Source organism: Flavobacterium gawalongense, assembly GCF_007097265.1.
Taxonomy (GTDB): Bacteria; Bacteroidota; Bacteroidia; order Flavobacteriales; family Flavobacteriaceae; genus Flavobacterium; species Flavobacterium gawalongense.
In genome coordinates this window covers 37,889-52,037 of the sequence record NZ_VJZP01000030.1, presented here as the reverse complement: position 1 = coordinate 52,037, position 14,149 = coordinate 37,889, and the positions used below count along the sequence as shown (strand labels likewise).

Below are 14,149 nucleotides of genomic sequence, written 5' to 3'. Positions count from 1 at the left end.
TTAGTGGTGAATTTTATGAAATATAAGTTGTTAACAATGAAAATGTTAAAACAATATTTTTTGAGATGTTTTTTGCGTAAGGTGAGTAATAATTTACTTTTTGTATTCTAATCCAGGACCATCACAGCTTTTCCAAATACTTGACAAGCTGTTGTTATCCGTAAAATAAAGCACCTCTTTTTGATTTCCGTAGCAGTTTCCTATAATCTCGCTGGCATTGGGATATGTCAATTCTAAATACATTCCGTCCGAATGAGTTGTAGCAGTGTAAGTTCCAGAAATAGTTGTTTTAATCGCATTTCTTTCTCTGGATTTTGTAAATGTTCCATTAGTGTTGAACAAATAAAATTCTTGCCATTCCATTGCTGCGCCTGTCGTTTCAGAATTAGAAAGAGTCCCCGACATTTTAACCAAAGTCCATTTTCCGTAATAACCAGTATTATCCGATGTTAAAGCGTCTTTTGAACAGGAATTAAAAATAGAAAGGAAAGCAACAAGAATAGTAAAATGTTTCATATATCAGTTTTTACAGCTACTATATAGATGATGCCAATTATAAAAGGTTGCGTAAAATTATAATTATTTGCTTTTTTTTAATGCTAAAATAAATTAGTCCGAATTAGTATCATTCACAGCTAACTTTTTTAGTATCTTTTTATCTTTCTTCATACATTTTTAACAACTGCGTCACCGTATTCCAATTTCTGATAGTTGCCGTAACATTCAGTTTTTTCTCGATATATTTTTGATCAAATCTTGTCTTTCCTGCACCAACAGCGTATTTAATAAAAATTCTGCTGCCATCAATACTGGCTTCATCCGGTTTAAATTGGCTAATTTTCAAATCATTGATACTATCGCTTCGCAAAGCGGTAGAAATAAAAGCCACATATAGTTTTTTAATGTCTATATCTTTTTCTTTCAAAAAAGGATTGTTCCTGAAACATGCTTCCAAGTCTTCTTTGGCAATAACCACAATGGAAACTTCATGTCCAAAAACTTTGAAAATTTCCTGTTTGATTAGAAATCCTACTTTTGCAGGATTTTCTTCATCTGTATCCACAAAGACATTTCCAGATTGAATGTAGGTTTGTACATTTTGAAAACCGATAGATTCTAAAGTCGTTTTCAAAGCCTCCATTTTTATCATGTTGTGACCGGAAACATTGATACCGCGAAGCAATGCGAGATGAGTTGTCATTTTTAATACTTTTTATATTTTGCGAAGATATTGTGTTTGGAACGGAATTCGCAACTTAATTAATGGAGATTATTGTATAAAAAAAACAACCTCGCTCAAGACGACTTAAACGAGGTTATTTTTTTTATCTTTAGCATGGTTGCAGATTGTTGCAGATTGCTACCATTGTTAACAATGAATAGCCTGATTATCGAATTTGTACCTTTACAACAACTTTTTTTACTTTAGAAACTTGATCTGCTTTTACACAAGGTCTATGAAGATCATCCGGAAAAAAAATGGTAAACATTCCCTCTTCTACTCTAATCAAGGAGGTATCACCTTCATAGAAAGAATAATCTTTTTCCTCATCAGTAAGTATCATTTTTTGATTGTTTTTAGTCGTAACTCCCATCAATTCAACACCTTTTATAATATATTGAATATCGATATACTTAGTATGTCCTTCTAACTTACAATCTTTTACTTCCTTTGTGTCATATTCCTGCACAATTGCAAAAATAGCATCATTGTCTATCTGATATTTCCCCGACTCTATTTGGACTAAATCAGTGTTGTTAATAAATTCAAATCCTTTAGCAATTCTTTCGCTCAGGTTCTCATAAAGTTTATAATTTTCAATTTTATCTAGTACCATTTTTTATTTTTTATTGTTATCAAAATCAATTCAGCTTTCCAAAATATGGGTGCTAAAGTAAGACTACTTTTTCAGGTTATTACTACTCTTTATTCTATAAATTCCTTTTCCGTTTATTATTGAAAACCCTAGTTTATCATGATAAGTCATGCGAGATGAGTTGTTATTTTAAGGTGTTTTTATTTTTGCAAAGATATTGTGTTTGAAGGGAATTTGGGGTTTTACTTTCAATGTTTATATTTGAAATTAATTTATTTTCTGCTGATAATCTTGAATTATTTTATAATCCTTATTTTTTACAATTATTCGATAATTGCCTTTGTCTAAAACTAAATCTACCGTTTGGTTTTTATTTGTTATTTCAGCAATATCAGCAGGGATTCCTTCTTGTTCAAATTCATTATTTCTGTAGGCCATAACTAGAACAGGATATTCAGAAATAGAATTGGCAGGAATATGAAAAAATTTTCTTCTCCCATCTAATGTAAGCCAATCTGCTCTTCCATTATTGTAAACACTTAAGGGGTGAATAATTCTACAATCAGCTTTATTCTCGTTTATTTCACCATTATAAGTTTTGCCTTTAGCATTAACCATTACAACTGGTTTCTTCGAATTGGCCATTTGTATATAAGGGCTATTAAATTTTAAATTCCCTTTCTCAGAACCTGGGATTTGATCAATGGTAAATGGATTTATTCCCGTTAAATCATTCAATCTGCCTGCCATAGCTTTTTCCCATTCTTTTATGCCTGGAATTCCCTCATTGAGGTGATCATAACCACAGTGAATTAAAAATTTAGAATTGGGGTTTTGGACAATCACTTTAGTGATATTTTTTGCCTGTTCTCTTTCTCTATCTTTTCCGGTTTTACCTTTGACATACTTGTATTCGTAGTTGAATAAAATGAAACCTATATCTAATGCTTCTTTTATTAAATTTGAATATTGAGACTCATGAATGTACATACTTCCACTTTCCAAAACAGGAAACTTTCGTTGGTTTATTAATGTATCTGAAAGCGCTTCAATTCCTAAAAAGCGATAACCATTTTTATATAATCCTTTCAATAGTGAGGTGGTAAATACTCTATGTCTGGAATTATTGTGAGCTTCATTAATTATGATTATTTTTTCTTTTTTGGAGCGATTTAAAATGTATTCTTTAGCATTCTGAGATTTAAATTCTTTAAAATAGACACTATCTTGAGCTGAAATAGAAGGAATCTCACTTCCTGTTTTATCCCATGTTTCTAATGCTTTTTTATAATTTCCACTTATTGCATAATCAGTTGCCCCTACTTGAGTTTTCCAAGGAACGGTATCTTTTTCCATTTTTGTCTCTATATCTTCGGAGAATTTATAGACTTTTTTTGTTACTTGCGCATGTAAGTTAATGTTTATTGAAAATAAGACGAATACAGTAGTTAGGGCTAATTTCATTTGATTTTTATATTGTATAGTTTTAAAATTTATTTTACACTTTTTCAAATATACCATTTTTCCTACTCCAATACCAAACAATCTCATTTCCTATTTTCCAAACAAAAAACTATCTTCGCTTTTAAAAGATAAAAGAATATAGAACAAAGGGAATAGACTCAAAAATCTATTTTCTATACTCTTTATTCTATTTTCTAAAAAAATATAAAATGTCCAACAACCTCCTCCTAACTCCCATAGAATACCTCAAAGGCGTTGGTCCCAATCGGGGCGAATTGCTGCGTAAGGAACTAGGGATTCATAAGTATGTGGATTTGGTTAATTTTTTTCCAAATAGATACATTGACAGAACGCGGTATTACAAGATTAACGAACTGCAAAACAACATTGCCGAGGTTCAGATTATTGGTAAAATCATCAACATCAAAACCGTAGAATTTGGCAGAAACCAAAAACGATTAGTCGCTACTTTTGTTGATGATACGGGGCAAATGGAACTCGTTTGGTTTCAAGGTCACAAATGGATTCGGGAGAGTTTAAAGCTAAATGAAATCTGTGTGATTTTCGGGAAATGCACGTCTTTTGGAAATGCCTTCAATATGGCGCATCCAGAAATTGAACTCATGAGCGAACACGAACAAAGTTTACGTTCTGCGATGCAACCTGTTTATCCTTCGACAGAAACCTTGACGAATCGAGGGATTTCAAATCGGGTAATTAATAAACTGATGCAGCAATTGTTTCTGGAAACGCAGGCGTTGTTCACGGAAACCTTACCAGATTATTTGATCAACGAATTGAAACTAATTCCTAAAAAAGCAGCTTTATTCAACATTCATTTTCCAAAAAGCGCCGAAGTTTTGGCGAAAGCCAAATTCCGATTAATCTTCGAAGAATTGTTCTTTATCCAATTGCAATTAATCACAAAAAATCTGATTCGGAAACATAAAATAAAAGGGCATCCGTTTACCACAGTGGGTAAATATTTCAATGATTTTTATCAGAATCACCTGCCTTTTGAACTCACCAACGCCCAAAAAAGAGTAATCAAAGAAATAAGAACGGACATGGGCAGCAACGCCCAAATGAACCGATTGTTACAAGGCGACGTAGGTTCCGGAAAAACAATTGTGGCTTTTATGAGTATGCTTTTGGCACTTGATAATGGCTTCCAAGCGTGTTTGATGGCGCCCACTGAAATCTTGGCCAATCAGCATTTTATTGGTTTATCCGAATTGGCACATCCCGACGGTTCGGGACTAAATATTAATATTAGAATATTGACGGGTTCCACCAAAATAGCTGCTCGAAGAATTATCCATGAAGAACTGGAAAACGGAACGTTACACATTCTTATCGGAACACATGCTTTATTAGAAGATAAAGTAAAATTCAAGAATTTAGGTTTGGCTGTGATTGATGAGCAACACCGTTTTGGCGTAGAACAACGTTCTAAATTGTGGAAGAAATCCACCCCTGACCCCTCCAAGGGAGGGGAAATAATTCCGCCACACGTTTTGGTAATGACCGCCACGCCTATTCCCCGAACTTTGGCGATGAGTTTGTATGGCGATTTAGACATTTCAGTAATTGATGAATTGCCTCCGGGACGAAAACCGATTCAGACCGTACATCGATTTGACAGCAACCGTTTGAAGGTTTGGAAATTCCTACGGGATGAAATCGCTTTGGGTCGCCAAATCTATATTGTGTATCCGTTGATTCAGGAATCGGAGAAAATGGATTTCAAGGATTTAATGGACGGTTACGAGAGTATTTTCCGTGATTTTCCGTTACCTCAGTATTCTATTTCCATTCTTCACGGAAAAATGAAACCTGCCGATAAAGATGCCGAAATGAAACGCTTTTCGGAAGGAAAAACGAATATTATGGTGGCTACAACCGTAATTGAAGTCGGTGTGAATGTTCCTAACGCCAGTGTAATGATTATTGAAAGTGCGGAACGTTTTGGATTATCGCAACTGCACCAACTTCGGGGTCGCGTGGGTCGTGGTGCGGAGCAAAGTTATTGCATCCTGATGACAAGCCATAAATTGAGTTCCGACAGTAAAACCCGAATGGAAACAATGGTGCAAACGAATGATGGTTTCGAAATTGCCGAAGTGGATTTGAAGCTTCGGGGTCCGGGAGATTTAATGGGAACGCAACAAAGCGGCGTGCTCAACCTTCAAATTGCTGATTTAGTAAGAGACAGAGATACTTTGGCATTAGCCAGAAATTATGCTTTAAAATTACTTAAGGAAGATTCGGGAATGCAAAAACCGGAACATGCTACTTTGAGAGCCGTTTTTATCGAAATGGCCAAAAAGAAAAACATCTGGAATTATATTAGTTAAATACTTAAAAATCAATTTATTGTGTTGTTTTTATTTTGTAAATTTGCTAATACTAACTGTAAAAATGTATTCCGATGTCTAGAAAGCCAAGTTTTACAAAATCTACAGAAGAGGACCAGCATTTTATTCTACTAAAAGAGGCGGTTAAGGAGCGCTTGGATTTAGAAGAAATAAATTATCAAAACCAATTTAAAGTCCTTTTGTTACCTTCTCTTTATTTTCTATTTTGGTTTGTAGCCATGCAATACCAGTCCTATTCTTTCTTATACTATCTTTTTTATGGACTAATGGGAGTTCTTGTAACTTTAATTTTTGTAAATCTTATCCATGAAGCTTGTCATTACTCCTTATTCAAAAAGAAATGGAAAAATAAAGTTATCATGTATCTTTTTGATTGTATTGGAGCAAATAGCTTTATTTGGATTAACCGACACATTAGAATGCACCATAACTATCCCAACACTATTGGTTGGGATACGGATATTGAACAAGGAGGACCACTTAAACTTTTTCCTTCAGAAAATAATTTATTTATTCAAAAATACCAACATTATTGGGTGTTTTTTCTGTATCCATTATTTCTTTTAAATTGGTTACTCGTACGGGATTTTAGAGATTTCTATTCGGCTAAGCGATACATCAGAAAGTTTGTCAAAATTCCTCTTGTGGAGTATTTTAAATTGTGGTTTTTTAAATTATTATTTATCTCTTACGCCATTATAATTCCTATTTTAGTTTTTAATGTTAGTATCGGTCAAGCCTTATTAGGCTTTTTAATACAAATGATTTGCGGCAGTTTAGTAGGACTGGTCATATTACTCCCGTCACATGCTAATGTTGGCAATGAATTCCCTATACCAAATGCAAATTACCGACTTCCTACTACTTGGCTGAGACATCAATTTATAACTACAAATGATGTTCATTGTGAAAATTTTGTATCAAAACACGTAATGAATAATTTTAATTATCATTTGGCACATCATTTATTTCCAAATGTCAGTTCTACACAAATTATTAAAGTAACTGAAATCATCAAAGAATTTGCCATGGAATATAACTTCCCCTATAAAAGCTATTCCTTATTAAAAGCTTTCCAACTTCATTATCAACTAGTAAAAAAGAATGCGATTAAACCCGAAAGTTTTTTTGAAGAAACAATGTAATTAAACATGAAAAACGAATTCAAATTTGCCGACTTGCATTGCCACCCAACATTAAAAACCTATGGACATTCGTTTGAAGACAGCAGTTATGGCTTGAAAAGAAGAAATATTTGGTATCAGCAAGAAAATAGTTTTGTTCGAAAACTAATCAGTAACTATCTTGGTTTGACTAAATTTTCACAAGCTGATTTTACCACGTTGAAAAATGGAAATGTCAAAATTGTTACCGCTTCACTTTATCCTTTTGAAAAAGGCTTTTTTATAAATTCATTGGGCGGTGGTTTTGTTTCTGCTTTTTTGGCAAATATCATAACCGGAATCAGTTATTACAGAATCAGAAACATTCAGCAACATATCAATTATTTTGAAGACCTCGAAAAAGAGTATTACTTTTTACTGGAATCCATTCATCAGAATAATAAAATGGGACTGTTTTTTCCTAAAAAATCAGAAGATTTTAAATTAATTAGCCATGCAAACAAAACGGCTGTAATCCTCGCAATTGAAGGAGCTCACGTATTTAATTCAGGATTAAAAAAATATGGGAGAGAAACCGTGGAAAAAGAAGTTCTTGAGAATATATATAAAGTTAAAAATTGGAAAATTGCTCCTATCACTATCACTTTTGCCCATAATTTCAGTAATAATTTTTGCGGTCATGCCAGAAGTTCAGATGCTTTAGGTCCATTAGTCAATCAAAATGAAATGCTAAACGATGGTTTTACGGACTTGGGATTGAAGGCCGTAAAGGCATTATTAGACAACAAAAACGGTAAAGTTATTTATCCCGATTTAAAACACATGTGTTTACAGTCCCGTAGAGAATATTATCACTATTTAGACACCAACTTTAAAGGAAAAAACATTCCCATTATTGTAAGTCATGGAGCTGTGACCGGAACCTCATGGAATAATCCAGAATCAATTTCTGATGAATCCATTTTCTGTAATACAGATATTAATTTCTATGATGAAGAACTAATTGCAATATCAAAAAGTAATGGCCTTTTTGCGATTCAACTTGATGGCAGGAGATTGGCTAAAAAAAATGTTTTGAAGAAATTAAATTCCAAAAAAAACAAGGCATTTGCCTCAGCAGAAATTATATGGAGACATTTAGAACATATTGCAATCCTTTTAGATAAAAATGATTTGAATTCATGGAATAGTACCTGTATCGGAAGTGATTTTGATGGTACCATAAATCCTTTACCTGGTATTTACAATGCTTCCGACTTACCTCTATTAGCAAATAATTTGTTGGAATTATCTACCCACTTTTTATCGCATTATGATTTCAAAAATGACTTTAATAAATTGACAAGTCCTGAAACAATAGTGAATCAATTTTGTTATGACAACTTGCATCATTTTTATTTAAATAAGTTCTAAAAAAATCAAAAATACTTTTGCTTGATCTGTTTTTTTAACACAATGCAGACATTTTTTTTGGACTACTAATAATTTCTAATAGCACTTTCTATAATTCATCCCGTATAATCAATGTTTTTTCGATTAACATTAGCTAATTTTTAACCTAAATATTAATATTTGTATGTACAAACGTTAAATAAAAATTAACGTGCCTTTTTTTTAAAATTGAATACCCTAACTTTGCTTATTGCGTCAAAACGACACTTTAACAATGCTTTTACCCAATAAAACATGAAAATAAAATACCTTGTTTACACCTTATTGCTTGTCGGAATAGGTGGTTTTATAGCTTATCGAATTTCATCAAACAGTGCCAAAAATGAAGATTCAAAAGATAAAGGAATGAATAAAGCCATGACATTGAGTGGTATTGTCGTGGAACCCCAAACTTTTGACAATAATTTATCTCTTTCCGGTTCTATCGAAGCAAACGAGCAAGTAGAAATTAGAAGCGAAGTTTCGGGTATTGTTGAAGGCATTTATTTCAATGAAGGAAGTAACGTAGCAAAAGGGCAAGTACTTTTTAAAGTAAATGATTTAGAATTAAGAGCACAATTGACTCAGGCCAAAACCAGAGAAGGTTTAGCCTCGGAAAACGAAAGAAGAGCGAAACTTTTGCTGCAAAAAGAAGCCATCAGCCAAGAAGAATATGATGTGGCAAGAGCTGATTTCAAATCGGCACAAGCACAAAGCCAATTGATAAAAGCACAAATCGCAAAAACATCGGTTAGAGCACCATTTTCAGGAAAAATTGGATTGCGTTCCATTTCTCCCGGAACCTATATCACTCCTACTGTTTTGGTAGCGAAACTGGTTAATATTGGCAAACTGAAAATCACTTTTTCGATTCCTGAAAAATATGCCAATCAAATTAAAACAAATTCTAATTTAAGTTTTAAAGTTGCCGGTTCCACCGAAAATTATACCGCAAAAATATATGCTATAGAACCTGAAGTGGAAATTGCCACAAGAACATTAAAAGTTCGTGCGATTGCCGAAAATAGAGACGGAAAATTATTACCGGGTACGTTTGCCAATGTTGAATTGCCTTTAGACATTATTAAAGATGCCATCGTAGTTCCCACTGAAGCCATAGTTCCTGTACAAAACGGCAAGAAGGTTTTTATTTCGAATAACGGAATGGCCAAAGAAATTATGGTAGAAACTGCTACCCGAACCGATGCTTCCATCTTGGTACTTTCCGGTTTGAAAGCGGGCGATACCGTTATTACAAGTGGTGTAATGTCATTGAAAAATGAAACTCCTGTGAAGGTGAAAGTAAAGTTATGAGTTATAAATGATGAGTTGTAAATTTTTGTCCCTAAAATCAAAATGATAATTCAGAACCAACAATTTCATAATTCATAACTACTAATTTATAATTCAAAAAAATGAGTTTATCTACTACAAGTATAAGAAGACCCGTATTAACCATTGTTATTAATTTAGCAATTGTATTGTTCGGTATTATTGGGTACAGTTTTCTGGGAGTACGAGAATTCCCTTCTATTGATCCTGCTCAAATTTCGATTCGGACCAATTATACGGGAGCCAATGCTGATATTATTGAATCCCAAATTACCGAACCACTTGAAAAAGCAATCAATTCTATTGATGGAATTCGAAATGTAACTTCTTCGAGTGCGCAAGGAAGCAGCAACATAACTATCGAGTTTAATTTAGATAAAGATCTGGAAGAAGCCGCTAATGATGTTCGTGACAAAGTTTCTCAAGCCGTAAGGAACTTGCCACAAGATATTGATGCGCCTCCCGTTGTTTCTAAGGCTGATGCCAATGGTGATGCCATTATTTCGATGACGGTGCAAAGTGATACCAGAAGCGCATTAGAGCTGAGTGATTATGCCGAAAATGTAATTTCCCAGCGATTGGAAACTATTCCGGGCGTAAGTGGTGTTCAAATTTGGGGCCAAAAAAGATACGCGATGCGTTTGTGGATTGATCCCGTGAAATTAGCTTCTTATGGGTGTACGGTTTCGGAAGTTAGAGAGGCGCTGAACAAACAAAATGTGGAATTGCCTTCGGGAAAACTGACAGGAAAAAACACAGAATTAACGGTTAAAACCGTTGGTAATCTTTCTACAGCAGAAGAATTCAATAATATCATTATTCGTTCAGACGGTGAAAAAGTTGTTCGCTTGAGTGATATTGGAACAGCGAGTTTGGGTCCTGAAAACACAGAAACTCAAATGACACAATCCGGAACTCCATTAGTTGGTGTGGCTATTGTACCGCTTCCTGGGGCCAATTATTTAAATATTTCGACAGCATTTTATAAAGAATTTGAAAAATTAAAAAAGGATTTACCCAAAGATATTCAATTAAATATAGCTATTGACACTACTGTTTTTGTAAAAAAATCAGTTATTGAAGTAGCCGAAACCCTAGGGATTTCAATTATTCTGGTAATTTTAATTATCTATTTGTTCTTTAGGGATTGGGCAATTGCTTTTAGACCGCTAATTGACATTCCGGTTTCGTTAATTGCTACTTTCTTTATCATGTGGCTTTTTGGATTTTCGATAAATGTATTGACTTTGTTGGCGATTGTTCTTGCCACAGGTCTTGTAGTCGATGATGGAATTGTAGTGACTGAGAATATTTTCAAAAAAGTAGAAGAAGGCATGTCGCCCATCGAAGCAGCAATAAAAGGCTCAAATGAAATCTTTTTTGCGGTAATTTCGATTTCGATAACTTTAGCAGCGGTATTTCTTCCTGTAATTTTCCTCGAAGGATTTGTCGGGCGATTGTTTAGGGAATTTGGCGTCGTCATTGGTGCTGCGGTATTGGTTTCTGCTTTTGTATCCTTGACATTAACACCTATGTTGAATGCCTATTTAATGAAAGGTGGCGAACAAAAAAAATCAAAATTCTACATTCGAACAGAACCTTATTTTCAAAAACTGAACAGCGGTTATGCCGATGCATTGAATAGTTTTATGAAAAGAAAATGGTTGAGTTTTCCTATTCTGATAGCTTGTTTTGGATTAATTTATTTGTTTTTCAATCTTTTGCAAAAAGAAACAGCACCTTACGATGATCGAAGTGGATTTGTAATGCGTATGTCTACACCCGAGGGTTCTTCTTATGAATATACCGATCGATTTATGCAGGAAGTTTCAAAACTGGTAGATGATTCTATTGCTGGAAAAAAAGTAAGTTTGGTTATCACTTCACCAGGTTTTGGGTCCTCTTCAGTGAATAGTGGTTTCATTCGTGTTTCCTTAGTTGAACCTAACGAAAGAAAGGATTCGCAAAAAGAAATTGCTCAGAAACTAACGAAATGGACCAAGCAATATCCTGATGCAAAAACTTCGGTTATTGAACAACCCACAATTGCTGTAAACAGACGCGGTGGTTTACCAATTCAATATATTATACAGGCCACAAATTTCAAAAAATTAGAAGAGAAGATTCCATTATTTATGGATGAAGTGTCTAAGAATCCAACTTTTGCTATAAGTGATGTGAATTTAAAATTCAATAAACCGGAAGTCAATGTAACTATCAACAGAGAGAAAGCAGAGAGTTTAGGAATATCAGTAATTGACATTGCGCAAACCTTACAACTTTCGTTAAGCGGTCAACGTTTTGGCTATTTTATGAGAAACGGAAAACAATATCAGGTGATTGGTCAATTTGATCAAAAAGACCGTTCAAAACCACTGGATTTGACCTCTATGTATGTGAAAAATAACAAAGGGGAATTGATTCAAATGGATAATGTGGTAACTATTGAAGAGAAAAGTAATCCTCCTCAATTGTATCATAATAACAGATATATGTCGGCAACAGTTTCTGCAGGTCTCGCTCCAGGCAAAAGTTTAAGTGATGGAATTGACGCGATGAATGAAATAAAAGCCAAAGTGCTTGACGATACGTTTACCACCGATTTAGGAGGAGAATCACGAGATTTTGTCGAAAGTAGTTCGAATACTTCATTCGCATTTGGACTGGCTTTGCTATTGATATTTTTAATTTTAGCTGCGCAATTTGAAAGCTTCATTGATCCGTTTATTATCATTTTAACGGTACCAATGGCAGTTGCCGGAGCATTATTCTCCTTATGGTTGTTTGACCAAACCTGGAATATCTTTAGCCAAATTGGTACGGTAATGCTTATTGGTTTAGTGACCAAGAACGGAATTCTGATAGTCGAATTTGCGAATCAACTGCGAGAACAGGGTAAATCGAAAATTGATGCCATATTAGAAGCTTCCGAAGCACGGCTTCGACCTATTTTAATGACCAGTTTAGCCATTTCATTGGGTGCATTGCCTATCGCAATGTCGCTTGGAGCAGCTTCAACGAGTAGAATCGGGATGGGAGTTGTGATTGTAGGAGGAACTATTTTCTCTTTGGTTTTAACCTTATTCGTTATTCCAGCGATATATTTAATGTGGTCGAAAGCCCGAAAACATTATCCTGAATTTGATCATATTGATGAATATGAAACCAGCATTAAAAAAGGCTTTTCTTCCAATGAAATAAAAAAGCTGGTTCCTGACGACCTTGGGCAAATAATAATTTCACCGGAAGAAAAAGAAAGTAAATAATTATGACACATTCTAAAATACTATTTCAAAGTCTAATACTACTATTATTTTGTATTGCAAAAACCAATGCACAAGAAGTTTTGACATTGGAAAGTGCTATAAAAATAGCATTGGAAAACAATTACGAAATAAAAATTGCGACAAACAATTTAGACATCGAAAAAACAAATGTGGCAATTGGAAATGCCGGTATGTTGCCAAAAGTCACTGCAACAATTGTGGACAATAATAGCGTTCAAAACAGTTCGCAAACGCGTCAAGACGGAACGGAAACAGAGCTAGACAATGCCAAGAACAACAGTTTGAGTTATGGTGTTGGCTTGGATTGGACTATTTTTGACGGACTGCGTATGTTTGCCAGACTAGACCAGCTAAAAGAATTACAAAAATTAGGAGAAGCACAATTAAAACTGACGGTAATCACTAAAATAAGTGATGTACATGCAGCCTATTACGATTTGGTACAACAACAACAGCAATTAGCTGCTTTAGATACCACGATTGTTATTTCGAATCAGCGATTGGCTTTGGCACAAAACAGGTTTACCATTGGAAAAGCGTCCAAATTAGAGGTTTTGAATGCCCAAGTAGATTTGAATACCGATCAGGTTGCGGTGCTGAGACAAAAAGAATTGTATGCCAATAGTAAGATTTTATTGAATCAAATATTGGCCAGAGATCTTAAATCTGATTTCAAAGTGATTGATTTTATTGCGGTTGACAACCAATTATTGCTTCCGGAACTTACCGCTTTAGCCGAAAAACAAAATCCGCAATTAGAAACGCAAATTATCAATAAAAAAGTAGCAGAATTAGAATTAAAACAAATCAAAGCGGGACGCTATCCTACCATAAGAGTAAATACAGGCTACAATTTTTCTGAAAGTCAATCCAGTCTTGGATTTGTATCACAATCCGCATCCAAAGGATTGAATTATGGTTTTAGTGCTTCTTTGAATGTATTTGATGGTTTTGCACAAAACCGAAACGAGAAAATCACCAAAATTCAGATTGAGAATTCTAAAATGACAATCGAGCAGCAAAATTTGACATTGCATTCCCAGTTAGCGACTTCGTATCAAACGTATTTGACCAATTTGGAATTAATTGCTTTAGAAGAAAAAAACGAATCTATCGCCAAACAAAATCTAAATATTACGCTGGATAAATTTCGTATTGGAACCATAACGACCTTAGAATTCAGAACCGCACAATTGAATTATGTCAATGCAAAAGTGCGTTACAGCAACGCCCAGTTTCTTGGTAAATTATCCGAAATTGCACTTAGGGAATTAGCTGGTAATCTAAATTTTTAATATATTTTTGCTGAAAAATTT

General features: G+C 34.2%; 10 protein-coding genes. 6 read left to right on the top strand and 4 right to left on the bottom strand.

The genetic code is table 11. From position 1 onward, the window contains the following. Positions 1-93 precede the first annotated feature (93 nt). The 4 genes from FNW38_RS14175 to FNW38_RS14160 all read right to left on the bottom strand — a co-directional run bounded on the left by FNW38_RS14175 (position 94) and on the right by FNW38_RS14160 (position 3,281). Entirely contained in the window at positions 94-516 is a 423-nt protein-coding gene (locus FNW38_RS14175) for a hypothetical protein (protein ID WP_143388427.1), read from the bottom strand. A gap of 139 nt (positions 517-655) precedes the next feature. Next, positions 656-1,201: a DUF1697 domain-containing protein gene (locus FNW38_RS14170; protein ID WP_143388426.1), complete on the bottom strand. Its 546-nt coding sequence runs from the start codon at positions 1,199-1,201 to the stop codon at positions 656-658. 187 nt (positions 1,202-1,388) lie between these two features. Then, positions 1,389-1,838: a YhcH/YjgK/YiaL family protein gene (locus FNW38_RS14165; protein WP_143388425.1), complete on the bottom strand. Its 450-nt coding sequence runs from the start codon at positions 1,836-1,838 to the stop codon at positions 1,389-1,391. A gap of 246 nt (positions 1,839-2,084) precedes the next feature. Further along, entirely contained in the window at positions 2,085-3,281 is a 1,197-nt protein-coding gene (locus tag FNW38_RS14160) for a hypothetical protein (protein WP_143388424.1), read from the bottom strand. Positions 3,282-3,490: 209 nt separating this feature from the next. Here FNW38_RS14160 and recG point away from each other — a divergent pair, with 209 nt between their 5' ends. The 6 genes from recG to FNW38_RS14130 all read left to right on the top strand — a co-directional run bounded on the left by recG (position 3,491) and on the right by FNW38_RS14130 (position 14,128). Continuing rightward, complete coding sequence (recG, locus tag FNW38_RS14155) at positions 3,491-5,638, top strand: ATP-dependent DNA helicase RecG (RefSeq protein ID WP_143388423.1); 2,148 nt, start codon at positions 3,491-3,493, stop codon at positions 5,636-5,638. A 74-nt stretch (positions 5,639-5,712) separates the two neighbouring features. After that, positions 5,713-6,804, top strand: coding sequence for a fatty acid desaturase family protein (locus tag FNW38_RS14150; RefSeq protein ID WP_143388422.1), 1,092 nt, complete (start codon positions 5,713-5,715; stop codon positions 6,802-6,804). 6 nt (positions 6,805-6,810) lie between these two features. Continuing rightward, positions 6,811-8,196 carry a membrane dipeptidase gene (locus FNW38_RS14145; RefSeq protein ID WP_144064964.1) on the top strand — a complete coding sequence of 462 codons (1,386 nt, stop codon included), beginning with the start codon at positions 6,811-6,813 and terminating at the stop codon, positions 8,194-8,196. A 273-nt stretch (positions 8,197-8,469) separates the two neighbouring features. After that, a complete protein-coding gene (locus FNW38_RS14140; RefSeq protein WP_144064965.1) occupies positions 8,470-9,528 on the top strand; it encodes an efflux RND transporter periplasmic adaptor subunit in 1,059 nt (352 codons plus the stop codon). A gap of 101 nt (positions 9,529-9,629) precedes the next feature. Beyond that, on the top strand, positions 9,630-12,812 hold the full coding sequence (locus FNW38_RS14135; RefSeq protein WP_144064966.1) for an efflux RND transporter permease subunit: 3,183 nt from the start codon (positions 9,630-9,632) through the stop codon (positions 12,810-12,812). Between the two features lie 2 nt (positions 12,813-12,814). Further along, the gene (locus FNW38_RS14130; protein ID WP_143388417.1) at positions 12,815-14,128 is read left to right on the top strand and encodes a TolC family protein; all 1,314 of its coding nucleotides are present in this window, start codon (positions 12,815-12,817) and stop codon (positions 14,126-14,128) included. The last annotated feature ends 21 nt before the right edge of the window (positions 14,129-14,149 follow it).